This window comes from Nostoc sp. (assembly GCF_036917555.1).
GTDB lineage: Bacteria > Cyanobacteriota > Cyanobacteriia > Cyanobacteriales > Nostocaceae > Nostoc.
Genome location: NZ_JBALDD010000068.1, coordinates 129,600 through 154,487, shown reverse-complemented (window position 1 = coordinate 154,487; position 24,888 = coordinate 129,600). Strand labels below are relative to the sequence as shown.

The window sequence follows — 24,888 nt, the reverse complement described above, 5'->3', positions numbered from 1 at the left end:
ATCTATGGAGTATGCTTTCATTAGTGACAAATTTTACTTCTTTGATCTCTATAGTACATTTGATTGTCTCTCACTCAAGTGAAAACCGCTATATCAAAAAATGATTTCCAACTGGATTTATAAAATTCCTAATTTACCATACAGATTTACCTATATTTTCTACTTTGTATTCAAAAGCCCATTGGTTCATTATTTTAAGTAGTTTGTTTTTAGATAAAAATTGTATTTTTATATTGCCATAAATCTGATGATTAAATTGCTAATAACAAAGCTAAATAATGTTGTTCTCTTTTAACTCTTAACTTTTTTGATACCGCATTCCTGGTAGTTGCGAAACTAAACCCATAAGTTCCAACTGTAACAAAGCACCGGAAACTGACCCAGCAGCCATGCCAGTTTGTTGGACAATAAAATCGAAGGGTAAAGCTTCACTTGCGAGTGCCTCCGGCACGCCTGCGGCGATCGCATTCATTACCGTTTGCAATTCTGGTGATAAAGTTGGCAAACTTAACTGTTCTGGTGCTGTAGAAGCCTCAATCACATCAATTTGTGGTATTGCTCCTAGCATTGTTAACAGTTCGTCTAGTTCTTTAAGAATGAAAGTTGCCCCCTGACTCAGTAACTTTAAGCATCCTTGGGATGGATAATCGTCTAGTCTCCCAGGTAATGCATAGACATCTCTACCAAATTCATTTGCGTAGGTAGCTGTTATTAAAGCACCAGATTTTAAAGGCGCTTCCATTACCAGGATGGCACGGCTTAAACCAGCAATAATTCGGTTGCGACGGGGAAAGTGAGTGCGATCGGGTGGGGTTTTTGTGGGGTACTCACTTACGACTAAACCAGCCGTCAAAATTTGCTTGTACAAATCCCGATTTTTATGGGGATAGATGACATCGACACCAGTCCCCAAAACTGCGATCGTCCGTCCACCTGCTTTCATGGCGGCAATGTGGCTTTCGGTGTCAATTCCCTCTGCCATACCAGAAACGACTGTAAAGCCATTTTTAGCCAAAGCTGTACTAATTTGGCGAGTCCAACGGATACCGTATTCTGAGGGTTGGCGGGTTCCGACAATCCCAACCATTGGTTTTTGTCCGAGATTTTCTTGGAGTTCGACTTCACCACGATAGTACAAAATCGGCGGTGGACTAGGAGTTTCTAGCAGTAAGCGGGGATAATCTGCATCTGCTGGTGTCCAGAAATGAGAATTTTCCTGCTGGTGCTTGGTGAATAGTTGTTCTGGGTGCAAACGCGATCGCTGTTGTACTACTTTTTCTAGTGTTTGGAAACCCAAGCCTTCTACCTCTCCCAACTGTACCTTAGTAGCGTTCCAAGCAGTTGCCAGTGTGCCAAAATGCTGTTGCAGCCGTCGCAGTAATACCGGCCCAATTCCTGAAATTTGTGCCCAAGCTAGCCAATATGCACCTTCTTCTACCACAGTTCTATCCTCACACCACTGGATTGAGTATTCCCAAATTAGGGTTGGCTGTTGATGGCGAGGAGGAGTGGGGGGCAATATTGTTCGGTTAAGGCAAGAGACGCGATGAATCGCTGTCAAGACAAAGCACTTCTGCCTCCTCTTTCGCAATTCCCCTTGACTTTTGACTCTTGACTCTTGACTATTAACTATTGACTATCTATCTTCTTATCTTCTGTGATGAAATATTTCTATCGTCTTCTAATAAGCCTGTCTGGGTGCTTAATATTTTTACTGGTGCATAGTGGACTTGGTTTATTACCTAGTTTGGCAGCCGAAAAAGTTACCGTCAGGTACGGATTGTTTGAGCAATCAATCCCAGTGGCAGATATACGCAACTATGACAAGACGCAAAAGGTTTCTGGCGATCTGAAGTCTTTTCTAGATTACCTCAGCGCTAAGGAGAAACAGAAGTTCCAAGAAGCCCTTCAGGTGAAAATGTCGCTTGATATTGTGGCTTTAGATAAGCTGGCAAACACCGGAATGGGCAAGCAAATTTTATCTTTTGCATCCGTTGCGATCGCCCGTCGCGATCAAGCCAGTATACAAGCACTACGATCTGCTCTCATCATCGGAGCAAAATCACCAGATGGTCTAGGAATAACCAGCTTTCTACAAGCCTATCCCAGTAATCAACTAGTTATTGACGTGTCAAAAATTAAAAAGCTAGTCGGTATGGCAAATTCCTCTACTAGTTCTGCTGATGCGCCGCCGAAAGATAACGTAAGTTCTTCACCTTTAGGGAAAGTTGCACTACAATATCAAACACTCGCCGCCCAGGATAAACAGTTCTCAGGTTGCTTATTTGGTGATTCTATTTCGGCTGGACTTGGCAATACCCTTGGGAGTGGTACTTTTAATTTTGGGTTAAATGGTCTGAGTACAATCTCATTACTAGAACAACTGAAAAGTTTAATTCCTACCAAAGTGAAATGCGAAAAAGCCATTATTGCCATAGGTGGAAATGATGCTTTGTATAAAATTAGTGATGAATTATTTAGCAAAAATCTCCAAGAGGCGATCGCACTTCTGCGCACAATGGGAACTAAAGAGATTTTTCTGATTCCGGCTTTTTATTCAACAGTGGCAGCAAGTTCAGATCCAACTGTAGCAGCCCCACTTGCTAAAGTTGAACAAATTAATGTTCTGATTAATCAAGTGGCTGAAACAGAAAAAGTGCCAGTTGCCGCAGCCGGACTAGCACCATTATATGAAAATAATGTTCTTAAAGGAAATTTGACCAGTGATGGCGACCATCTGAATGCAGAGGGTCTGAAAATTTATCGGCAAGCATTATTACAAATCCTAGGTAAGTAAGCAGATTAACCCAATTAAACATAAAACGCTCATTAGGTAGATCCCCGACCTATTTAAAAGGTCGGGGATTTACTAATTATTATCGTAAGTTCAAGGGTTTAAGACCCCTACATCTATATGTAGCACCAGTTTCAGTCAGGGTTTAAATCCCCCGAAGTTGCTACAACGCAGGGAACCCGCGTTGTGGCACTTCTCTTTGTCTGAAATGTCTTTAATTTTGAATTTTGAATTTTGAATTTTGAATTTTTAATGTTAGGCTTTCCAATTCAAAAAACGTGCATAAAGATAAGCTATACCTTCATCAAGAACTGTCCGCACACCTTCGCTAGAACCCCACCATTTGTTTGGATTATAATCTTGCGTTGTGGCAGCAATCACACCAACGTTAATGTGAGGGGTAAGTATTTTTTTAAAAAGAAACCAACTCCTACGGGCATGAACGTCCAAGGAAAAAAGATTAATCGATTCTATTTTTAAATTTGAATTGGATAGCCAACGCTCAAATTCAGCAGCAGATGCATAACTACGATCCTTAACCACAAAAGGTGTCGGAACAGCTACTACTTTTTCTGCTTCTAAACCGAGTTTTATGAAGGTGGCGGCTGACACGTCTGCAAAGTTCTTGTATCCGGTAAGATAACTTCCTTTTCCTAATGTGCCTCCGGTAGTAATTATTTGATGATAAGAACCATTTTGAAATTCAGTCAAAGCTTTTTCTATAGCGTAATCTGGTAGCCATCCTTCAACAACTAATACTTCTGCTGATTTGATCGGGGAAGTTACGGCAAGAAATGAGTGTACATGAGTAAAAATGAAAAATATTAAATAAGCAATCAAAGCGATCGCAATCGCCCACCCTTGAGCCGTAAGTGTCCACATTTCTTGGCGTTTGATTAGTTTGATTTTGGGAAATTTTTGACACCGACGATTTTTTATCTGCATTAACCCTTAGCTAAACGTTGTTCTTTCAAGTAGGTAAACACAGACTTATCTCCAATATCAGCAGGAATTGCTTGCACTGTCTTTCGCAGGGCAAACACTAAAAATAATATCGCCCAAGTTCCTAATAAAATGCTTTCTCCCTGAGTTGGTAAAATTCCCACCAAATGTCCTAACAACAGTAGCGGTACAATTGGGGTTAATACTTTGGTTTCTAGGCGATTGAAGCAAAAAGCCTCTTTAAAATAAATACCTGTCAAAGCTACGAAGATAAAACCAACCCCAAATAAGGTAATTGGCTGATTGTAAACAGTAAGAGCTAAAGGTTCACTACTAGTGATTGCCAGAATGACTGATGCGATACTACCAATCGCCCAAAAAACTTGCAACGTTCGGTGCAGTGATGCCATATAGATATGGATGGTAAATAAACTTACACCAAGAGCGAGACTAAAACAAGCATATAAAGGTGTAAGTGCAGTTACAACATTTGGGTTATTGTTGAGTAAAATCAAAGCGCTGCCGATCGCAAAGCTCAGTGCTGCTACCATTAACCCAGCACGATAGATAATTACGCCAGTGCGATCGCTCTGAGTAATTGTAAATTCCCCAAACTGACCTTGATAAACTTCTGGTGCAGAGAGTGTTTGTGTAGTCATAGCTAAGAATATAATTATGATTTTCTAGTAGAGTACAACGGGAAATTGCTCAAGGGTTACTTTTATTATTATGAGCAATAAGGCGAACTTGATGTCACCATTCCTAAAGTTACATCTTTTAGCAGTTACTTTCTGGAAATTTTGTCGAATTGGCACTGCCTACGGTGAATTAAAATGCTTATTTTTAAGTGGTGTGCAGTTGCCCAACCTCCGTTTTATATCTAGAATTTTCCCCTTTCTTTGCCTTTGGCACAAATCAGCAACAGGCACTTTGCAGCCTGGTATTTTTTCACTGTCTTAACTTTAGCAATATTTACTGGTCTGATTTTCTTAAATAAACAAGACTTCTAACGCATCTTGTAAATTAATCTGTAATTGTGAGTGAGCATGTCCGCAATTAATGGCAATTTCTACCCAGCCATGACTGCCAACTAAAGCTATTATCTCTCCCACTTTGACATCACTGTAAGTTTCACAGCCTGGTACACTCAATCCAGCAACTTGCACATACCAACTTTTGTTCTGCACGTAACTCGCTGGAATGTTACTCACTAGGTTGCCAAAGTGGTCAATATATTGAATGCAACCCATTACACCAGTTTTTGTCTGCTTGCAGTTGCCTATATCCAGCTTTACCAAACTTACTGGATCAATTTCTTGTCCTAGCTGTTTGAGTGGGACACCACTAGCAAGATTAGCCGCCACTGGTGCAAAGATATCCCTACCGTGAAAAGTCTTGCTTAGTTGAGGAGTGCGCCAATAATTAAAATTTGTAAGTTCGACGGCTGCGATCGCCGGACTTTGACTGAGTACCCCGCTGAATATACCATTATCTGGCCCGACCAAAAACCCTTGAGCAAATTCTACTGCGATCGCTCGTCGCTTGCTTCCCACACCCGGATCTACTACTGCTAGATGTACTGTCCCAACTGGGAAATGGACATAAGCATTCATCAGGCTGAACCTGGCTGCGGCGATGTCTTGCGGCGGAATTTGGTGCGTTAAGTCTACCACCGTCAATCTGGGGTTGATTTGGGCTATGACTCCCTTGATTATGCCTACATAAACATCGCGATCGCCGAAATCGCTCAGTAAGGTCACGAGTGGTTGTCCATCCATCTGGTTATTAGACATATTTTGATAAAATATATAAAAAAAATATTTTCTGTAGCAACAGCTACAAAATATGTGCTATGTTAAGAATACAAGACATAAATTGAAAGATTAAACCAGGTAATCACTATGAATCAAAATAGACTACAAAGCATAAGCAAATCAAGAGAAGCTCACAGAGCCAATATTCAAAGAAGCCTAGAGCATCGCTTGGAAATAGCCAGAGCAAAAGGCGACGAACAGCTAATTCGTCAACTGGAAGCTGAAATGAGGTATTCCAGCTAAATCAAGTTTTCATTGTTCATAGTTTTGTTGTGCAACCCGCTACGGCGGGTTTTTTCTTTTTAGGGGGTTCCTGGCAATTCTGGTAAAAGCTCATAATCCTTACTCAAGCAACGATATTGATTCTACTAAGCGAAAGTTCGTTCAATAATTTCTCAAAGGTATTGGTGAAGCGATGTCTACGATGGTCACTGAGCTTGTCGAAGTGTGGGCTGCACCTACGCTCCTGTATTATGACCGAATAATTAGCAGAACTTGAAACACTGCAATTAGTGAGTAATGTTGCAAAGTAGACTGCTCCCATAAGTTCGGGAACTGCTACAGTTACAATATTGATAACTACAGCTTAAGTATGGTGACACAAATTTCAATATTGCTGATGATAACTTAAGCATTCAAAGATAAGGGTACGCAATCATGCGTTTATACCACGTATTGTATCCAAAATTGTTGTATTTTCTTTATTTTGCCAAAATCTGAAATATTGCACAGTAAACTTATATAAAATCTCAGTAATACCAATTCTCTTAAATGCGCCACCAAATTTAAACCTCCAAACCCAGATTTAATGTGACTTTTTTAATTACAAATTACAAATTTAATACCTTTGCCAATTTACGTTTATCTTTTTTTGCACTCTTAACGCCTGATCGGGTTATTGATGAAGTCGATTTAGTAGAAGAGATAATGACTAAAGAATTTCAGAGTCTCGATCAAGTTAATTTTGAGTCTGAGTCAGAATTGGTAAGGTAATGACAAATTCAGTTCCCTCACCAAGTGTAGAATTCACAACCAGTGAACCGTTATGTTTTTCTACCACAATAGAGTGAGCGATCGCCAGTCCTAAACCCGTACCTTTACCAACTCCTTTTGTAGTAAAGAAATTGTCAAATATTTTTTCTTTAACTCCTTCACTTATTCCGTTACCATTATCAGCAATTGATATTTTTACGTTGTCATCTGCCACTGAGGTTGTAATTATAATCTGGTTGGGATTATCCTTAATTTCTCTAAAACTCCGCCCAGAATTTGCTTCTTCTAATGCGTCAATAGCATTCGCCAGAATATTCATAAATACCTGATTTAATTGCCCAGAGAAACACTCTAATTCAGGTAAGTTTCCATATTCAACTATCACTTTAATGGCTGGACGTTGTTCATTTGCTTTCAGGCGATGTTTGAGAATTAAAATTGTGCTATCAATGCCTTTATGGATATTAAAAGGTACTTTATAATCTTTATCTGCACGGGAGAAAGTGCGGAGACTGGTGCTGACATTTTTCAGGCGTTCGCAGGCCATGACCATTCCATCAATCATTTTGGGCAAGTCTTCTAAGCTATAATCCAAGTCAATTTCTTCGGCGTGGTCTTTAATGTCATCACCCGGTTTGATTAAACTTTCTTGATAGAGTTTCAAGTGTTCAATAATATCAGCAATTGTGGGTTTAGCTTGTTGGAGAGTAGCAGAAATAAAGCCCAAAGGATTATTCATCTCGTGAGCAACCCCAGCAACTAAATTACCCAATGCTGACATTTTTTCTGCCTGCACGAGTTGCGTTTGGGCTTGTTGCAAATCCAGCAGTGTACGTTCGACCTGTTCTCGGGCTTCAGTAATGGCGGCAATTTGGGGCAGACTAGTCCAACAGGCGATCGCTACTCCCACGAAGGCAACCGTCACTAACAAAATGCTAAACAACGCAACATGTTGCCCCACACCCACCTGATCTAAACCCGCCCTCACCCACCAGCCAATACTCACCGCACTGCATACTAAGCCAATTAAGATCATCACCTGAAATGCCAACCAATCTGTTTTGCTGGTATGGGGTTGCTGGTGATACCGTTGCATCCACCCATCGGGATGGAACAGGGAGACGTTCAAGCGTGGTAATTGAGTGCCTGCTATGCTCACCAGCCCAGGCAGGAGCAATCCAATGGCTAAGTCCTGCCAGCCCCATGCCAATCCACCCACTACCAAAACAATCGCTTCAATGCCAAAGAAACCCAGCGACCACCAGGGCCATCGAGCTGCTGGTCGCCGCCGACTGACCCACTCACCTAAGTGAATTGCCATCATCGAAGTCAGATAGCCGGTGCCCGTCACCATCACAACCCGTTGTACATCGCCCCACCCCAAGCAAATTAGACTCAGCCCCAGGGTAAAAATTAAGCTGGGTTCAAACACTCCCCGGCGAGACAACACGGCAAATACGGGCGGTAAGTAGCCATCTTTGGCTAACTGATACAAAATCCGGGGACAGTTAGAAACAGCGGTTGCAGAGCTAAGGAGACACCCTGACGTAATTAGAAAGGTGACAAGAGCGGGGGCGAATGCGCCCCAGAAGGGTTGGGCTGCTGCCACTAGATTGAGATAGGCGCTATCACCTAATCCGGGGGCTGTGGCTAACCGCATTAAAACCCATGATCCACCGAGATAGACGATCGGAATCAATCCAGCAGTCACCTGCAAACACCGTAGGGTAACGCTGGGTTGGAGGCTATCTCCCACAAATGAAGATGTCGTCTCGCAACCATAAACCGCATAGACGGCGATAAAGAACCATTTCATCCAATCGATCAGGGAAATGCCTGCTCCCAGATCGGACAGCACCCCAGGGCTAGTGGGGGCAAAACTCAACCAACCAATGCCTTGGAGACAAAAGGTGAGAAGAAACCCAATCGCCGGAAATACAAAGAAAGAGTGCAAAATGCCTAGCGTGCGAGTTCCACTAAAGGCAACGATAAAGGGCAGAACTGTAAACCCGATTCTGAGTAGAGTCTCTGGACAGGTAATGCCCAGTGGAGTCAGATTCGCCTTGATTAAATCGGTCAGAATAATCGCATCCATGGCCGGAACAGAGACCCAGCCGAGCAGGTAGCCAATCGCGCCATAGCGAGCCAAGTTTGGCAATCGCTGGAGCAAACGGGTCATATAGTTTGGGGTGCCTCCAGCGACCTCTGGGAAATATGTCCCTAACCGCTTAACTTGCAGGTTGAGCAGTATGCCAATGATGGTTCCAGGCAACCACACCCAGAGCGCCTGCGGGCCTAGTGCAGCATGCATAGCAGGAGCCGTCCCTAACCATAAAAGCAAACCGCTAAAACCAAACCCCCAGGTTTCTTGTGAAGTGAGACTTCGGCGCAGGGGAGGCATTGAATTCGGTTGCTCACTCATAATTAGCACAGAAAAATAGGGAAAATAAGGACGTAAGCTCAGTCTTCCCTAAAATTCACGGATTACTTCATCTGCAATCGCAATAATTATTGAACTTGCGCCAGATTCTGTCGGTTCGCTCATTTTTAACCTGTAAGACTAAATTTACGCCTTACAAAGCTTGTAATCCAGGCGATTAAATTGATTCCATTGTTGTGCTGGATGATTCTTCTGGGCGCTAAATAAGTCCGACACCCAAATATCAAGACGACCGCAAGAAGATGAAGCTGAGGCATTAGAACAAGTGAAAGCTTTAGCAGAAGCTGGGAAAAGTCCTCAAGAGGGGGCAATGCAAAAGGCGGCGAAAACGGCTATTAAGATTTTAAAAAGGACAATTTATAGTTTACCCAGTGCCACAAAGTTGGTTGAACAATGCAGCAATCTATTGCCGTTGATTTCAAACTTTTTGGGTTTAGGTTGATCCGCCCTTGATTCACTTTGACCTCTCTCTTAAGAGGAGAGAAGAAAAGAGAGGCTTTGAATCTTACTCCCCTTATAAGGGAAGGGGTTGGGGGTTAGGTTTCTTTGCAGTACGTTGGGCACAGATGCCGCTTCTCAAAGGTATTGGTAAAGGGATGTTTACGACAGGCTGCGCCTACGCTCCTGTATTATGACCGAATAATTAGCAGAACTTGAAACACCGCAATTAGTGAGTAATGTTGCAAAGTAGACCGCTCCCATAAGTTCGGGAGTTACTCCCATAAGTTCGGGAGCCACTCCCATAAGTTCGGGAGCCACTCCCATAAGTTCGGGAACTGCTCCCGTAAGTTTGGGAGTTACTCCCATAAGTTCAAGAGCCACTCCTATAAGTTCGGAAGCCACTCCCATAAGTTCGGGAACTGCTCCCATAAGTTCAGGAGCGGCTCCCGTAAGTTGTGAGACTGCTACAGTTGCAATATTGATAACTACAGCTTAAGTATGGTGACACCAACTTCAATATTGCTGATGATAACTTAAGCATTCAAAGATGAGGGCGCACAGTTATGCTCTTAGACCGCGTATTACATCCAAAATTTTTGTATTTTCTTTATTTTCCCAAAATCCGAAATATTGCAGAGTAAAGTTGTATAAAATCTCTGTAAAAATCTCTTGCTGACGCGATTATGCCGCCAGACTACTCCGGTCAAAATCTCCGAGGCCGCTCTTTTAGAGGTCAAAACCTGACTGGGGTTAACTTTAGTAAGGCAGATATTAGAGGGGCAAATTTTGCCAATGCAATTCTTAAAAATGCTGATTTTACACGGGCTAAAGCTGGACTACAGCTTCATTGGCTAATTGTGTTGCTCATAGTCGCATTAGTACTGTTAGCACAAGGAGTGATTTATTCAATCAGTCTTGGTTTATCAGTAGCATCTCTTTTTGACACTAGATACACTGGAAGCGTATTCATTGGTTTAGTCTGCATTATTATTGTTGTAGCAGTTTTTTGTATTGTCACTCTTCGCAATAATTTAACAGCAGGTTTAGGAGTTGTAGCTGTCATTCTTGTCTTTGTCTCACCCGTAGTCGTTATTTTAGTTGTTGCCTTTCCCAAAGACTTTTCTGTAATTAGAACATTACCCAAAGGTTCAACCTTTGTCTCTGCTTTAGCCTTCAGCGTTGCGTTTATATTATTTAGTATTTTTATTGGGTGGAGGATTCAAAGTAGAGATGACCAAGACGCTTGGTTTGATTCAGTTGTTAATACCTTTGCTGCTACAGGTGGCACAAGTTTTTATGGTGCTAACTTGATTAATGCTGATTTTACTGGTGCAATTCTCCAAAACACAGATTTTAGAAAAGCAAACCTAATACTTACTCGTTTTTATGAAGCCAAAAAACTAAACTTTGCCAGAGTAGACGACACTATACTGGCTAACCGCACTGTTCTCAACTTGCTTGTCACCTGCAATGGTAGGGGAAAATCTTATGCTGGTGCTAACCTAAAAGGTGCAAATCTGAAAGATGCAGACCTGAATAAGGCTAATCTTAAAGGTGCTGATATTATTGCAGCCACCTTTGAGGGAGCTTGTTTAGAATGGGCAAACCTAACTATTACTCAAGCTATATATACTAATTTTACCAGTGCTCACATGACTGGTGCTTGTATAGAAGCATGGAATATTAACAGTACAACCAAGTTACATAACGTAAATTGTCGCTTTATCTATCTTCTCGAATATCCCAGGCTAGGAACCGATGACCGAGAACGTCGTCCCAGTAATGGCGAATTTCAACCAGGAGAATTTACTAAGCTGTTTGAAGAGGTTTTAAATACTGTTGATTTAATTTTCCGTAATGGCATTGACTGGAAAGCTTTTGTTAACGCCTTTCAAACAGTGCAAGACCAAAATGAAGACACAGAATTAGCTCTACAGAGTATTGAAAATAAAGGTGATGGCGTAGTAGTCGTTAAGGTCGGTGTACCTGTTGATACTGATAAAAAAAAGATTCATAGCGACTTTACCCAAAATTATCAACTGGCATTGCAAGCTGTAGAAGAAAAATATAAAGCACAATTACAAGCTAAAGATAATGAAATAGTTATCTATCGCCAACAAAGTGGAGAGATGGCAGAGATTGTAAAATTACTAGCCAATAAGCCGATTAATGTTCAAGTTGACAATAAAGTTGAGAATAAAAATATGACTAACAGTAATGATGCCAGCCGCAAAATTGAAATTGGTAGTATTGGCAGAGATTTTAATGCCAGTGGACAAGCTTTAAATTTAGGTGATCTTAGTGGTACGGTAACAAATACCATCAACCAGTTACCAGCGTCTCCCGAACCAGAAAAACCGGGAATTAAGGAATTGTTGACGCAATTGCAAGCAGCAATTGAGGCTGATACAAATTTACCTCAAGAAGATAAAGCTGAGGCATTAGAACAAGTGAAAGCTTTAGCAGAAGCCGGGAAAAGCCCTCAAGAGGGGGCGATGCAAAAGGCGGCGAAAACGGCTATAAAGATTTTAAAAGGGACAATTTCTAGTTTACCCAGTGCTACTAAGTTGGTTGAACAATGCAGCAATCTATTGCCGTTGATTTCAAATTTTTTGGGTTTAGGTTGATCCGCCGATGATTCAAATCGCGGGATAATATAGCGCTTCTTTGACCTCTCTCCAAACCTCTCTCCTAAGAGGAGAGAGGCTTTGAATCTTACTCCCCTTCCCTTATAGGGAAGGGGTTGGGGGTTAGGTCTCTATTGGACTCAACTGATAAATTGCACCCTTCGACCCTATTGAAGTCAGAGATTAAGGTAAAATTATAAGTAAAAGTATTAAGAATTTTAAATAAACTAATCAATGTCCAGCATTTATCTTGACAAAAGTAACTCTCATGTCGTTGTTATCGGTGCGGGCATAGGCGGACTGACTGCTGGAGCATTATTAGCTCATAGAGGTTACAGAGTCTTAATTTTGGATCAAGCCCTCGTACCAGGAGGCTGTGCTTCAACCTTTAAACGCCAGGGATTTACCTTTGATGTGGGTGCAACTCAGGTAGCGGGGTTGGAACCAGGGGGAATTCACCACCGAATTTTCTCAGAATTGTCAATAGATTTGCCACAAGCAACGCCTTGCGATCCTGCTTGTGCGGTGTATTTACCTGGGGAAACCACACCCATCAACGTTTGGCGCGACCAAGAGAAATGGCAAGAGGAACGACAAAAACAGTTTCCTGGTAGCGAAGCATTTTGGCAGTTGATTGCAACTTTATTTGCTGCTAGTTGGGAATTTCAAGGACGCAACCCGGTACTACCACCGCGTAATTTATGGGATTTGTGGCAGCTAACTCAGGCGGTGCGTCCGAGTACATTAATTACTGTACCCTTTACCTTGTTTACGGTAGGAGATGCTTTACGGTTATATGGATTGGGAAATGACCGACGATTGAGAACTTTTTTGGATTTGCAGCTGAAGCTATACTCCCAGGTGGATGCAGAAGAAACAGCATTACTTTATGCAGCAACGGCGTTGAGTGTATCCCAACTGCCCCAAGGATTGTTTCACCTCCAGGGAAGTATGCAAGTATTAAGCGATCGCTTGGTACAATCCTTAGAAAAAGATGGCGGCAAATTGTTGATGCGCCACACAGTAGAACAAATCAAAGTAGAAGACGGCAAAGCTACTGCTGTAGTCATTAAAAATCAGAAAACTGGCGCAGTCTGGACAGAAGCAGCCAACCACATAGTTAGCAATGTCACCGTGCAAAACTTGGTGCAGTTGTTGGGAGAACAAGCGCCATCGGGATATAAAAACCGGGTGGAAAAACTCCCTCAAGCATCGAGTGCGTTTGTGATTTATTTGGGTGTAGATGCCAGCGCGATTCCGCCTGGATGCCCTCCCCATCTCCAATTTCTGTACGATGTCAATGGCCCGATTGGGGAGAATAATTCCTTATTTGTTTCCGTCAGTCATCCTCTTGACGGCCGCGCACCGGAGGGGAAAGCGACAATTATTGCTTCTTCATTTGTCGATCCTGCACAGTGGTGGCAGACTGAAGATTATGAAGGACTAAAAGAAAAGTTTACCCAAGAAGCGATCGCTTGTCTTGCCCAATACTTTTATCTCAAACCAGAAACGATTATTTATCAAGAAGCCGCAACACCCCGCACTTTTGCCCATTTCACAGCCCGTGATCGCGGTATAGTTGGTGGCATTGGTCAAAGAATTCCTACCTTTGGCCCCTTTGGGTTCGCTAATCGTACACCAATCCAGCATCTGTGGTTAGTTGGTGACTCCACCCATCCCGGCGAAGGTACTGCTGGAGTGAGTTATTCGGCGCTAACGGTAGTCAGGCAAATTGAGGCGCAAAAACTGCTCAACTAGCAGTAATTGAAAAGCCCTCCTTCGTTGGCAGGCAAGTTATACTTATAACTGATGACAAACGGGACAGAAAACTGATGAAATAAGATTAGTGTTGCTAATCTGGAGTAATGACAGACAGCGTTTTAATTCTTGGTGGACGAGGGCGAATTGGTAGCAGTGTTGCCGAGGATCTAGCTACCCATACGCAAGCACAAATTACGATTACTGGACGTTCTGCGGAGTTTGGGGAGGCTGTGAGCTTGTCTTCGGGGGGGCAAGTGCAGTTTTTGATATTAGACTTGGCAGAAGTTGACAAATTGCGAGATGCGATCGCAAACTCTAACTTAGTCATCCACTGTGCTGGCCCATTTCACTATCGAGATACTAATGTTCTCGAAACCTGTATTGCTCAAGGCGTTAACTATGTAGATGTCAGCGACCATCGTTCCTATACCAGCAAAGCTCTCAAGTATAATGAACAAGCTGCTGCGGCTGGTGTAACAGCAATTATTAATACTGGTATTTTTCCTGGTATTTCTAACAGCATGGTACGTCAGGCAGTTGAACAATTTGATCAACCAGAAAAGATCCATTTAAGTTATTTGGTTTCTGGTTCTGGCGGTGCTGGCATTACAGTGATGCGGACAACTTTTCTTGGGTTGCAGTATCCTTTTGAGACTTGGATAGATGGAAAATGGCAGGTAGTCAAGCCTTATAGTGAAAGAGAACTAGTTGAGTTTCCACCTCCCTATGGAAGCACTGGAGTTTACTGGTTTGATATGCCAGAAACCTTTACACTGCCCAAAGCCTTCCCATCAGTAAAAACTGTAATTACTAAGTTTGGCTCTGTTCCCGATTTTTACAATCACCTAACTTGGATTGCGGCACACGTTTTTCCCAAGTGGTTAATGCAGCGTCGTTACATGATTGAATTTCTGTCTCATGTCAGCCATTCGATGACAGATGTTACAAATAATTTTAGTGGAATTGGTGTAGCAGTTCGTTCAGAAGTTACAGGGCAAAAAAATGGTGAAACAGCCGTTTATTGTTCAACTGTAGTGCATGAGAATACAGCTGTGGCTTCTGGTTGCGGCACAGGTAGTATTGCCCAATTATTGCTAGAAGGTAAACTCAAGAAACCAGGTGTTTTTGCTGTGGAAGAAGCACTACCAACAAATTTATTTGAAGAGGTAATGCAAAGCCGAGGAATTAAAATTAATCACAGTTGGTTATAGTTTAATATGCTTGGGTTAAGCATACTGGGTAAAAATTTCATCTGATTTCACGAAATATTCAAATACATAGATGGGGGCGTACAAATGTACGCCTTTACTATAGGTAAAAATTAATATACCTTACGATAGAAGGAAGAACTGTACGTAAACACTTAGGATGCCTGTGAGCCTTAAATATAGAATATATTTATACATGACCAAGGCTCATAAAATAAAAAGAGGAGATTTTTTCGTGCAAAAAATTTTATTAACTTTAAAGCAATCGTTACATTCAAGCTTTTTGGTTGTTGGCTTAATAATTTTCATCAGCTTGTCAGCTTCTTTCATTTTCGTTCAAGAAGCGAGTTATGCAACTACTCTTGAAGAATTAAAGCTAGTACCCCCAGATTATAAACCAAATTCTCAAGAAAAAATTAATCGTGCTAACGAATATGACCCAGGTGTTGGCGTTCAAGAAGAAGAACGAGAAGATGCTTATGAGGAAGCAGTAAAAGATGCAGGAAGCCTTAATACTATGGAGAAGGCTTATGAAAGGAATTTAAAGGCTGAACAAGAAGGAAAGCCCCAAGAAAGTTTTGGTGAAAAAGCGAAAGAAGTTATTGAAAAGGTGACAGGTAAATAGTAAATATAAACCTAACCCCTAACTCCTTCTCGACAAAAGACATAAAGTAAGATTCAAAGCCTCTCATCGGTTTGAAGTCAGGTTTAGAAAATTAAATTGTCAGGTGTGTTATGCCCAAGGCTAACGCACCCGACAAAAATTGCTTTTACTCAAATTCATCTATTGTGGTAGGAGGAGTAGTATTTTTCTTGTTAGCAAAATTGCGCTCATACCACTTCATTAATGGAGTTGTACTAATTCCATGCACAATTACCGAGGCTACAATGGTAGTGTAAATTATCCAAGCAATTTGTTCGGCTGCTTCACCTTTCAAGCCATGACCAAAGGCATAGGCTAGATAATATAAAGAACCAACTCCGCGAATACCGAACCATCCAAATAACAACCGAGTTCCTGGGTGTAAGGTTCGGCGGTGTGAATCTAGAGGGCGTTTACCTATTGTGCTAATCCAAACTCCCACAGGTCTGATTATCAAGAATAACAAAATTATCACTAACAAAGATTGCCCAGCATACTTGAGCATTGGCTGCAATAATAATATTGAACCTAATAGTAAAATTGTCCCAACTTCTAGCAGCTTCTCAATTTGCTCAACAAATTCCAATTGTGCTAGCGGCTTTTCAGGATTTCTGTAACTGCGTTGGACAACTAACCCAGCAACAAATACTGCCAGAAACCCATAACCATTCACCATTTCTGTTAAAGAATAAGTTAGTAGAATTGTGCTGATAGCAACAAAATCTTCCATTAACTCATCAGTAGCACGGCGTTTTTGGATTCTTTGTTCAATCCAAACTATAGATTTGGCAACAACAATTCCCATAACAATACCAGCTGCGATCGCCCAAACTAAATCAACCGCAATCCACTGTTTAAACCAGTTGCTCCAGTTGTCATTTTCTAAGGCATGAATCCCAAAATAAACGAAGGGAAAAGCTAAAGCATCATTTAACCCACCTTCAGAAGTTAAACCAAATCTCAACTCATCTTGGTCATTTGTACTGGTTAGTTGTACTTCTGATGCTAATACTGGATCGGTAGGTGCGAGAATTGCTCCTAATAAAATTGCTTCTCCCCAATTCATCCCTAAAAACAATTTACCCACAGTAGCCAGAGCAAAAATTGAAATTGGCATCAGAAATACAATCAATCGCACTGTAATATCCCAAACATCCAACTTTAAAGGACGAACAATTCTTAAGCCGCAGCTAAACACAGAAATAATTACTACAAGTTCTGTTATTTTCTCCAGTAGTTCGGTGTTAAAAACGTCATCTCGACGTAATTGAATCAGCCCTAAGCCAGAAGGGCCTAGAACAATACCAACCACTAGGTAGATAATGGCAAAAGAAAGGGGTAAGCGAGTAATCCAACCTGACCCTAAAGTTACCATCAGCAAAAGTAGACCAATCACAAAGAGGTCAATAATATAGATATCTACCATATAGCGATTTACATAAATATAAGGTGTTGCTTTGTAAGCTTAGTTGCAATACCTTTGTATTATAATTTACCTATGGGCAGATTTTCTGGGATTAGGAATCAGAGACACCACCAAAGACACCACCAAATTGAAGAAGAAAGGAATAGATAAATTTGGCGTTGGCTTTGCCCATCATAGAAATCGCCCTTTGATTATTTGTTAGAAGTCCTTTAATTAATCGGATGTAGCACAGGAATATTACTCAGACACACCTATACGCTTTTAGGAATGGTTTATAAGCTAAACGACATCTAATCCAAATTTTATATAACTCTTGTGGCATAGTCTGAAAAGCTTACGCTAATTATGCAAATAAAATGTGAAACAGCTTAATTGTGTCCGGTTAAAGACTTATGATTAAGACCGCAGAGGGGAGGGATTTTTGGCTTTCTGCATAGATTCGGGAACATAGCTAATTAGCCGGACATGATATATTTCCTACTTTCTGACTCAGATATCGCCCAATTTAGTACAAATATACTATAATAGGTATAGCGTCCACAAAGCCTAGCCAAATGCATAATGGCTCTGTGAAAACCTTCTGGAAGATGGATTCAAGGGTTAGTTCGATGATCAAGCATTATATTCTCAACCTCAATCCGACTGCCAAGCATGAATGGGATCGGTGTATTTTACGTGACCCGCTGACTGCCAAACGCCCAGACATTGCTAAACTAATTGCCGAAGCAGTTGGTGCTGATACAGGTAGTTATTTGGTCAGCGTAAATATTGAAGTTCAAGTTTTGCAGCAAGCGGCAGTACCTCAAGCCGAACAACTCTCGCTTTCATTTCCAGAGGTGAGTGTGCCCTCACAACCACAACTGCGGGAAGCAGCTTGAGCTACAGTGCAGAATTTAGCAGAAAATAATTAGCCTGCATAAGCAGGCTTACTTTGTTAGCCGCAGACTTTAGTCTGACGGCTAAATAAGTCATCGGTATATGAACGGACTTACAGCTATTTTCAGGTAAATAGACCACGCGGTAGGGGCACAGCATTGCTGTGCCCTTACGACAGATATGGTTCAAATACATGAAAACTGCTGTAATCTTAAAAGAGAAAATTAATGGTGTTCTTCAAAAGACATCTCCAGAAATTAATAATGATCTACATTCATTTTCACTCATATCTCTAAAGCTAATTTGAAAAACTTAAAAAATTGGCTGATACAGAGTATATATAAAGATGAATGAGGTTTAAATTTAAAACTTTTGAGAGTTTATTGGAACTTGATTTCAGCTAAAATTTAGGAAACTGACTGTAAATAATTAGTGGAAAATAATTACCATACCTGCACTTCAGACATCGCTTTTCCTCCCCTAATTCAGTACATTTGGACTATAATATATATATATCCACCAAGCTGATTTAAGTGTAAAACTGCTCTGTGACAGCCTTTCGGTAAATGGATTCAAGGGTTGGTCTTATACTTAAATACTACATTATTGACCTTAGAGGAAAATTATTAAATGATGCAACTGAGTCATTATCCAGCTGCGATCGCACAAGCTGCCCAACGGGCTAATGAAATAGACTCTCAGTTGATGGCAGTGCAGCACCAAGTTAACCGATTTGAAGGCAATGCAGACCGCACCGCCGCCTTTGAGATCGATTTGAAAAATGATGCTCAACGCAAGGCTCGCCGCTTTGAGGTACTGCTTGTGAATCAGGAATATCAAAAAGCAATAGACACTCAAATTCGACTAACTGTCGATAAAGCAAATGCCATCGCTCATTTGGAATATTTGCGTAATCAGTTTAGTGTAGCTAAGTTGGAAGCAAGATTAGCGATCGCACAACAACTTTCTGATTTTGAATCTCGTGAATTAGTTGGTTTGTAATCACAATCATAAACCCCAGATTCACGTCTGGGGTTATCCAAACAAAATCGGTGATTGTAAAATTAGGGAAGTAATTATAATCTGTGGGACAGCAGTTGGGAAATTTGCTGATTAATAGTTGTAACATCAAAACGCCCACTAGCAGTAGCCCTGGCATTATTGGCTATAGTCGCAGTTATTTCCGTCTCTTGTAAACAAGTAATAATTACTTGTGCAAGTTCCTGGGGTTTTCCTGGTGTCACTAAAAAACCATTAAGTCCATGTTCTACTAACTCCATTGCACCCCCAGCTTTGGCTGCAACTACAGGTTTTCCACATAACATCGCCTCTACAATAACTCTACCAAAAGGTTCTGGCGAAGTAGAGGTATGTGCCACCAAGTCACAAGCTGCCATTAGCTGGGGAATATCAGAACGAAATCCTAAAAATTTGACGCGGTTTTCTAATCCCAGTTCCCTAACTTGTTGGTGTAACTTTTGGACGTAATCTTGTTCGTCAAACAGTGCATCACCCACTAAAATTGCTATCACATCATGCGGACATTTAGCAAGGGCATCAATTAAAATATGCTGGCCTTTCCAAGGTGCAAGACGGCTAAAGTGTCCAACGACAAATTTTCCTTCTAATCCTAACTGCTGCTGTAATTTATGAATGTCAGACTCATCAGTTTGATAAATTTTTGGATTAAAGCCGTTATAAACAACTTCGATGATATCTGGGCGTCCTCCTGCTTGTACAAAGGCTGTTTGACTAGCTTGAGAATTAGCAATTACTAATGATGTAAAACGATTAGCTAAGTTAACAGCAATGCGAAGATTAGTTTGGCTAAAATGTTCTTTGGAAAGAATATCATGTAAATGATAAACCAGAGGGCGATGACTGAAAAAACTTGCCAACGCTCCGACAACTAATGCTTTTTGGGTGTTGGCATAGATTAAATCATATTCACGCGCTTTTTTAACTACCTTAGTAATCAAAGGTGTAAGTTGTCCCAAACTCTTGAATCCTTGTAGCAAACTGCTTTCTTTGCGAACTTGGATTGCTTGAGTTGCGAGAACTTCTACAGGTATATGATTTTGTTGTAGTAAATCTTTAAACGACCCATCTGCAAATAAACCTACTAAAGCGCGATCGCCATAAGGTTTAGCAATATCTATTAAACATAATTCCGCACCGCCTGGTTTACCGCTTTGGTCTAAAAAAAGAATTTTCATTAAATTTCCTTATCATACAATACAGTTAAGTAGAGATGCAATCTTTCGCCTCTTTACTTCTTTAATTTAATAAAACATTCCGTACTTTTTGGGCAATTTGATTCCAGTCGTAGTTTGTGGTTGCGTACTGGCGACAGGCTGATCGTGAAGGTATGGGGATATTTCCTAAAAGTGCTTGTTCTAATTTTTCAGCAATGGCTGAGGCTTCTGTTGAAGTCGTAATTAAATCGGGTGAAAATTCTGATAAAATTTCTGGCATTCCCCCAACTGGAGTACATAAAATAGGAGTACCACAGGCTAGAGACTCAACTATTACTAATCCAAATCCTTCAAAAGATTGACTAGGCATAATAGTCAATTCAGCAGCTTGATAAGCCATAGGTAATTGCTCATCAGGGAGAAAACCTAAAAATTTAACGTTATCATCTAGTCCTAATTCTGTAGCCTGTTGTTGTAGTGCAGCTTGGATGTGACCACGACCTGCGATCGCTAGCCAAATATCTGGTATTCTGGGCTTAATTATAGCCAGAGCTTGCAATAATTTGTCAACTCCCGTTCGATGTACTAAGCGGCGTGATGTAAATATAATCCGGCGATTATTAGGCCAGCCTAGCTTTGCACAAGCCTCCTGGGGTGATAAATTTGGTTGAAACCAATCAATATCAACTCCACCGGGAATAACATTAATTTTGCTCCACGGTACTTGATATTTATCATGTAAAATTTTCCCAAAAGCTTTGCTCAAAACAATGAAGCGATCGCAGCGATTATAAGTGTTTTGTTCTATTAGCCAATGCTTGATTAAAAGACTGAGGTTTTTATTAACTACCTCTTGCTGACTTTCAGAAGCCCAAGGACCATGAAAGTTAAAAGTAACTGGTACTCCCTTTGGCAAAATATCTAAAAGAGGAAAGCTGTATAATGCAAAGTGTAAATTAATAGCATCTGGTTTGTTAGTTCTTGTTTTCTGAAAATTATTACGAATCGACCATAATCTTTGCCAAATAGCACTATCAGGAGAAGCCAAGTTAGTCAGCTTAATCAGCGAATTTAATTCAGCCTCTGGTAAACCGACTCCGCATAATTCAATCCGATCTTGATTTGCAGCTAATTTATGAGTTAGTTCATAAATATACCTTTCTAGTCCTCCGGGACTTTTGGGAAACCAGCCTAATCCAAGGGTGAGAATAGATGCAGATACTGAATTAAAATTTCTTTCTTTATTAGTTTTCATCGATATGTCTCCTATAAATGTATTAAAACAGTAGGGCGCACAGCTGTGCGCCCTACAGCGTGTTGTATCCAAACCCAAATTACTATAATTTCGGAATACACATTATTAATAAGAGTTTTTTTACGGAACACCAATTTATAAACTATTTATATACCAACGTCAATAATGAATTCAAACCTGTGTTTTTTTTAACTAAATAACATGGACTACAATATATACTCTACTTACAATTCAACAAGCTGTATGGTAGATAAATCAAGGAAAAAACCACTGATAAACAACCAATGTTGTATTAATAACTCCGGTATAAAAAGTAAATAATGATGCTTTTAAAATATTACTTAATATTTTAAATAATAATGTAGTTTTTATAAAGCTTATGTGAATAGTAAGTTTTTAATCCTGATAGCTTTTTATTGATATTTCATCCGATGTTTTGCTCCGAAAAAATTATATATTATTGAATTTTAAAACAGTTATATTTTGTGCGGATTTCATAAAAGGTAATTGTATATAAATAATTAAAAGCTGAAAAATATATGATAAATAAATTACTGTTGAAGTTAGTAAAACTTCGTCATGAACTCAATCAGCAGGTAAAAAAATTATCTAAGACTAGATATTTACAAAGAAGTAAAACCTTCAATTTTTTACTTAGTATGACTGTTGCTGTCATTGTTACTAGCATCGGAATCACAACAGACTGGGCAACAACAGAAACACCCACGCTTAAATACAAAGCATCATCAACAAGTAATACTATTGACAGTCCGACTTTGCGTGTACAAAACAATACTGCAACACCTACGTTTAACTACAAAGCATCGTCGATAAGTAATACTATTAACAGTAAAAATCTGCTAGTAGAAAACAATACTGAAACACCCACGCCTGACTACAAAACATCGTGGATAGGTAATACTATTGGCAGTGGAAATCTGCGGGTACAAAATAATATTGAGGCCATGTATGTTGCCCCTGATGGCACAGTTTATACCAACAGCCATTGGGATGAAGCAGCAATGGAGGCAGGAATATATAAAGATGGTAAGGTTATTGCTGCCCTTGGGGATACTCACGGCTGGAGTCGTGGCGGTGGCAAAGCTGTAACAGCAAATAGTAAATATGTTTATATTGCCATGACTCAAGGTTCGAGGGGCAATATAAAAGAAGATTACCCACCAGAAGGAACAACTTGGTATAGCGTTAGACGCTATGATTTGTCAGGAAAACCTGCACCATTTCCGAATGGGCGTGGCTGGGATAAAAGTATGTTGATTACCAGCACTAAAAGTGAAGTCACTGGATTAGCAACTGTAGGAAGCGAGTTGTATGTGAGTGATTTTGCTGCTAACCAGATTCGTGTTTATGATACTGATACGATGAAGGAACTCCACAGCTTTACCTTTGCTAATCCGGGAGCAATAACTATTGATCCACAAAAAAATCTGTGGATTATTCAAAGTAAAAATGGTAGTAAGCCTGCAAAAATTTTACATTATTCCCAAAGTGGAAAACAATTGCCTCAACAGATTGCAGATATCGTCGAACCAACAGCGATCGCTATTAATGATCAAGGTAAGCTGTTAGTAGCAGAAAATGGCCCGCGTCAGCAAATGTTGACTTATGAGATCAAAGATCAGCCAGTGCAGGTGAGTAGTTTTGGTTCTCAAGGCGGTATCTATGCAGGAGTTGCTGGTGAAATTCGAGATTTGAAACTTTACGGACTTACGGGAGTTGGTACAGATGCTTCAGGCAATATCTATATAAATAGTAATGGTTTCAACAAATCAGGAACAGATTTGCGGAAATTTTCGCCATCGGGAAAACTAATGTGGCAATCGCTGGGATTGATATTCGTCGATAATGCAGATGCCGATCCGAAAACCGATGGTGTCGATTTATTCACCAAACAAGAACACTATCTGATGGATTACAGTCAGGCTGCTGGTAAGCAATGGACTTACAAAGCCTACACCTTAAATGCTTTCAAATATCCTCAAGATCCACGTCTGCATACATCCCCAGATGGAACCTTTGTTCGCCGCATCCAAGGGAAGCCGTTTTTGTTCCTCACAGATATGTATAACAGCTTTCTGCAAATATATCGTTTTAATTCCGCCACAGATGGTAAAGTCGCCATACCCGCCGGAATGTTTGTCGGTACTAATAGTGCAGATAAACCATTTATCACCGGAAATTGGCCACCGCATCAACCAGAAAAAGGGGAATGGATCTGGCGCGATCGCAACGGTAATGGCAAATTTGAAAAGAACGAATATGATCGCAGCAAAGATTATCCTTATCTCGGCGGTTGGTGGGTAGACAGCAAAGGAGATGTTTGGAAAGCTTTGCGAACAGAAGATGGCATTCGACATTATCCTTTACAGGGAATAGATCCTAAAGGCAACCCCATCTACAGCTATAGTTTGATGGAAAAGCAAACTGCTCCCAAAATATTTAACGACTTGCGGCGGATTGAATATTTCCCTGAAACAGATAGTATGTATTTGTCAGGTTTTACGGTAGATCGCCCTGCATTTAGTGACGATGCTGGAGTTGCTGGATCTGAGATTGCCCGTTTTGACAATTGGAGTAAAGGAAATCGTACTCCCAAATGGCGGATTGTAATTCCCTACGACAGCACTGGTAAGCGTGAATTGTCTACAGCAGCAATCAGTGTGGCGGGAGACTATGTATTTGCCGTGACAGTCAAAACCGCAGAGGTACATGTCTACAATGCCAAGACGGGAGCACAAGTACAACAGTTAAAACCAGGCCCAGAAGTTGGCAGCGAAAGTGGCTGGATTGATATACCCTACGGTATTCGCGCTTTTCGTCGTTCCAATGGTGAGCATCTGGTATTTGTGGAAGAAAATTGGAAAGGAAAAGTGATTATGTATCGGCTGGTGGGGTGAGTATTTACAGCAATTACGACATCACACACCTTTGACTCTAAGCTTAACCAAGCCGCAGATCCCCGACAACTTGTACAAAGTCGGGGATCTTGTTTTTCACAAATGATTTAGTATTGCTATATGTACAAAAATATGTGATTAAATGTATCACAGATTTAGTGTCAATTACTTTGTCATTTCCTATTTAGCCTTCATCCGCGCCTGCTTCACCATTGCAATCAAAGTTTGATGGGCATCTTCCGCATCTACTAAAACACGATCAAATTGAATGCAAACTGGTACAGCTTCCCCATTTACTTGCACTGTTAAATCCATACCCTGTGCATCAATTGACAGCATTTCGGCTGCGAGCGCATCTGTGACACCACCAAAAGCTGTAGCATAAACAACTACAGCACCAGCATGATCGTCATTCATGTGCTTGCAGATGCGCGAACTAATTTCAGCAGAGAAACCATTAGACATTGTGAACTTAAAAGTGATGAATATGGCAAGAGCCTAAATTATTGGCTAAGTGTTCAAATTAGCAGAAAAAGCTAGTCTTACGCATCGTTA

The 24,888-nt window shown here is 40.7% G+C and carries 19 protein-coding genes and 2 pseudogenes; 10 read left to right on the top strand and 11 right to left on the bottom strand.

All coding sequences use genetic code 11. From position 1 onward, the window contains the following. Positions 1–298: 298 nt before the first annotated feature. Positions 299–1,441 (bottom strand): DNA-processing protein DprA, encoded by a 1,143-nt coding sequence (gene dprA / locus V7K60_RS27620; protein ID WP_334930295.1) that lies wholly within the window; start codon positions 1,439–1,441, stop codon positions 299–301. 276 nt (positions 1,442–1,717) lie between these two features. Here dprA and V7K60_RS27615 point away from each other — a divergent pair, with 276 nt between their 5' ends. Continuing rightward, positions 1,718–2,797 carry an alpha/beta hydrolase gene (locus V7K60_RS27615; RefSeq protein ID WP_334930285.1) on the top strand — a complete coding sequence of 360 codons (1,080 nt, stop codon included), beginning with the start codon at positions 1,718–1,720 and terminating at the stop codon, positions 2,795–2,797. Between the two features lie 252 nt (positions 2,798–3,049). Here the strand turns inward: V7K60_RS27615 and V7K60_RS27610 are convergent, their stop codons facing one another. From V7K60_RS27610 to V7K60_RS27600, 3 genes are all read right to left on the bottom strand, one after another. Beyond that, on the bottom strand, positions 3,050–3,739 hold the full coding sequence (locus V7K60_RS27610; RefSeq protein WP_334930284.1) for a YdcF family protein: 690 nt from the start codon (positions 3,737–3,739) through the stop codon (positions 3,050–3,052). Then, positions 3,739–4,395 (bottom strand): DUF2301 domain-containing membrane protein, encoded by a 657-nt coding sequence (locus tag V7K60_RS27605; RefSeq protein ID WP_334930283.1) that lies wholly within the window; start codon positions 4,393–4,395, stop codon positions 3,739–3,741. The genes V7K60_RS27610 and V7K60_RS27605 overlap by 1 nt, the downstream gene beginning before the upstream one ends. A gap of 330 nt (positions 4,396–4,725) precedes the next feature. Continuing rightward, positions 4,726–5,529: an SAM hydrolase/SAM-dependent halogenase family protein gene (locus V7K60_RS27600; protein WP_334930281.1), complete on the bottom strand. Its 804-nt coding sequence runs from the start codon at positions 5,527–5,529 to the stop codon at positions 4,726–4,728. Positions 5,530–5,637: 108 nt separating this feature from the next. Here V7K60_RS27600 and pirA point away from each other — a divergent pair, with 108 nt between their 5' ends. Then, entirely contained in the window at positions 5,638–5,793 is a 156-nt protein-coding gene (pirA, locus tag V7K60_RS27595) for an arginine synthesis PII-interacting regulator PirA (RefSeq protein WP_199784718.1), read from the top strand. Positions 5,794–6,508: 715 nt separating this feature from the next. Here pirA and V7K60_RS27590 read toward each other — a convergent pair. Both V7K60_RS27590 and V7K60_RS27585 read right to left on the bottom strand, forming a co-directional pair. Continuing rightward, positions 6,509–7,372, bottom strand: a pseudogene (locus V7K60_RS27590) (sensor histidine kinase); the annotation flags it as partial. Between the two features lie 564 nt (positions 7,373–7,936). Continuing rightward, positions 7,937–8,944, bottom strand: a pseudogene (locus V7K60_RS27585) (PAS domain-containing sensor histidine kinase); the annotation flags it as partial. Between the two features lie 304 nt (positions 8,945–9,248). On the opposite strand from V7K60_RS27585, the gene V7K60_RS27580 reads away from it, so the two are divergent. Continuing rightward, positions 9,249–9,425 carry a hypothetical protein gene (locus tag V7K60_RS27580; RefSeq protein WP_334930279.1) on the top strand — a complete coding sequence of 59 codons (177 nt, stop codon included), beginning with the start codon at positions 9,249–9,251 and terminating at the stop codon, positions 9,423–9,425. 158 nt (positions 9,426–9,583) lie between these two features. Here V7K60_RS27580 and V7K60_RS27575 read toward each other — a convergent pair whose 3' ends face one another. After that, positions 9,584–9,853: a hypothetical protein gene (locus V7K60_RS27575; protein ID WP_334930277.1), complete on the bottom strand. Its 270-nt coding sequence runs from the start codon at positions 9,851–9,853 to the stop codon at positions 9,584–9,586. A 254-nt stretch (positions 9,854–10,107) separates the two neighbouring features. On the opposite strand from V7K60_RS27575, the gene V7K60_RS27570 reads away from it, so the two are divergent. From V7K60_RS27570 to V7K60_RS27555, 4 genes are all read left to right on the top strand, one after another. Next, complete coding sequence (locus tag V7K60_RS27570) at positions 10,108–12,051, top strand: pentapeptide repeat-containing protein (RefSeq protein ID WP_334930275.1); 1,944 nt, start codon at positions 10,108–10,110, stop codon at positions 12,049–12,051. A 234-nt stretch (positions 12,052–12,285) separates the two neighbouring features. After that, complete coding sequence (crtD, locus tag V7K60_RS27565) at positions 12,286–13,809, top strand: C-3',4' desaturase CrtD (RefSeq protein ID WP_334930273.1); 1,524 nt, start codon at positions 12,286–12,288, stop codon at positions 13,807–13,809. A gap of 107 nt (positions 13,810–13,916) precedes the next feature. Further along, complete coding sequence (locus V7K60_RS27560; RefSeq protein WP_334930271.1) at positions 13,917–15,023, top strand: saccharopine dehydrogenase family protein; 1,107 nt, start codon at positions 13,917–13,919, stop codon at positions 15,021–15,023. Between the two features lie 193 nt (positions 15,024–15,216). Beyond that, positions 15,217–15,645, top strand: a complete 429-nt coding sequence (locus V7K60_RS27555) for a hypothetical protein (RefSeq protein ID WP_334930269.1) — start codon at positions 15,217–15,219, stop codon at positions 15,643–15,645. Positions 15,646–15,790: 145 nt separating this feature from the next. Here V7K60_RS27555 and V7K60_RS27550 read toward each other — a convergent pair whose 3' ends face one another. Beyond that, positions 15,791–17,089 carry a cation:proton antiporter gene (locus V7K60_RS27550; protein ID WP_334930267.1) on the bottom strand — a complete coding sequence of 433 codons (1,299 nt, stop codon included), beginning with the start codon at positions 17,087–17,089 and terminating at the stop codon, positions 15,791–15,793. A 608-nt stretch (positions 17,090–17,697) separates the two neighbouring features. Here V7K60_RS27550 and V7K60_RS27545 point away from each other — a divergent pair. Both V7K60_RS27545 and V7K60_RS27540 read left to right on the top strand, forming a co-directional pair. Further along, positions 17,698–17,967: a hypothetical protein gene (locus V7K60_RS27545; protein ID WP_334930265.1), complete on the top strand. Its 270-nt coding sequence runs from the start codon at positions 17,698–17,700 to the stop codon at positions 17,965–17,967. A 628-nt stretch (positions 17,968–18,595) separates the two neighbouring features. Beyond that, positions 18,596–18,967: a hypothetical protein gene (locus V7K60_RS27540; protein ID WP_334930263.1), complete on the top strand. Its 372-nt coding sequence runs from the start codon at positions 18,596–18,598 to the stop codon at positions 18,965–18,967. Between the two features lie 74 nt (positions 18,968–19,041). Here V7K60_RS27540 and V7K60_RS27535 read toward each other — a convergent pair whose 3' ends face one another. Beyond that, on the bottom strand, positions 19,042–20,181 hold the full coding sequence (locus V7K60_RS27535) for a glycosyltransferase family 4 protein (protein WP_334930261.1): 1,140 nt from the start codon (positions 20,179–20,181) through the stop codon (positions 19,042–19,044). 61 nt (positions 20,182–20,242) lie between these two features. Beyond that, positions 20,243–21,415 (bottom strand): glycosyltransferase family 4 protein, encoded by a 1,173-nt coding sequence (locus tag V7K60_RS27530; protein WP_334930259.1) that lies wholly within the window; start codon positions 21,413–21,415, stop codon positions 20,243–20,245. Positions 21,416–21,954: 539 nt separating this feature from the next. Between V7K60_RS27530 and V7K60_RS27525 the strand changes: the two genes are divergently transcribed. Beyond that, positions 21,955–24,333: a hypothetical protein gene (locus V7K60_RS27525; RefSeq protein ID WP_334930257.1), complete on the top strand. Its 2,379-nt coding sequence runs from the start codon at positions 21,955–21,957 to the stop codon at positions 24,331–24,333. Between the two features lie 180 nt (positions 24,334–24,513). Here the strand turns inward: V7K60_RS27525 and V7K60_RS27520 are convergent, their stop codons facing one another. Beyond that, positions 24,514–24,798, bottom strand: coding sequence for a DUF2470 domain-containing protein (locus tag V7K60_RS27520; RefSeq protein ID WP_334930255.1), 285 nt, complete (start codon positions 24,796–24,798; stop codon positions 24,514–24,516). Between the last annotated feature and the right edge of the window lie 90 nt (positions 24,799–24,888).

Coding starts and splice junctions, on each gene's coding strand:
- V7K60_RS27535 (WP_334930261.1), bottom strand. CDS start 20,181: ATGAAAATTCTTTTTTTAGACCAAAGCGGTAAACCAGGCGGTGCGGAA.
- V7K60_RS27530 (WP_334930259.1), bottom strand. CDS start 21,415: ATGAAAACTAATAAAGAAAGAAATTTTAATTCAGTATCTGCATCTATT.
- V7K60_RS27540 (WP_334930263.1), top strand. CDS start 18,596: ATGATGCAACTGAGTCATTATCCAGCTGCGATCGCACAAGCTGCCCAA.
- V7K60_RS27520 (WP_334930255.1), bottom strand. CDS start 24,798: ATGTCTAATGGTTTCTCTGCTGAAATTAGTTCGCGCATCTGCAAGCAC.
- V7K60_RS27525 (WP_334930257.1), top strand. CDS start 21,955: ATGATAAATAAATTACTGTTGAAGTTAGTAAAACTTCGTCATGAACTC.
- V7K60_RS27560 (WP_334930271.1), top strand. CDS start 13,917: ATGACAGACAGCGTTTTAATTCTTGGTGGACGAGGGCGAATTGGTAGC.
- crtD (WP_334930273.1), top strand. CDS start 12,286: ATGTCCAGCATTTATCTTGACAAAAGTAACTCTCATGTCGTTGTTATC.
- V7K60_RS27550 (WP_334930267.1), bottom strand. CDS start 17,089: ATGGTAGATATCTATATTATTGACCTCTTTGTGATTGGTCTACTTTTG.
- V7K60_RS27610 (WP_334930284.1), bottom strand. CDS start 3,739: ATGCAGATAAAAAATCGTCGGTGTCAAAAATTTCCCAAAATCAAACTA.
- V7K60_RS27575 (WP_334930277.1), bottom strand. CDS start 9,853: ATGGGAGCAGTTCCCGAACTTATGGGAGTGGCTTCCGAACTTATAGGA.
- V7K60_RS27555 (WP_334930269.1), top strand. CDS start 15,217: ATGACCAAGGCTCATAAAATAAAAAGAGGAGATTTTTTCGTGCAAAAA.
- pirA (WP_199784718.1), top strand. CDS start 5,638: ATGAATCAAAATAGACTACAAAGCATAAGCAAATCAAGAGAAGCTCAC.
- V7K60_RS27605 (WP_334930283.1), bottom strand. CDS start 4,395: ATGACTACACAAACACTCTCTGCACCAGAAGTTTATCAAGGTCAGTTT.
- V7K60_RS27570 (WP_334930275.1), top strand. CDS start 10,108: ATGCCGCCAGACTACTCCGGTCAAAATCTCCGAGGCCGCTCTTTTAGA.
- V7K60_RS27545 (WP_334930265.1), top strand. CDS start 17,698: ATGATCAAGCATTATATTCTCAACCTCAATCCGACTGCCAAGCATGAA.
- V7K60_RS27600 (WP_334930281.1), bottom strand. CDS start 5,529: ATGTCTAATAACCAGATGGATGGACAACCACTCGTGACCTTACTGAGC.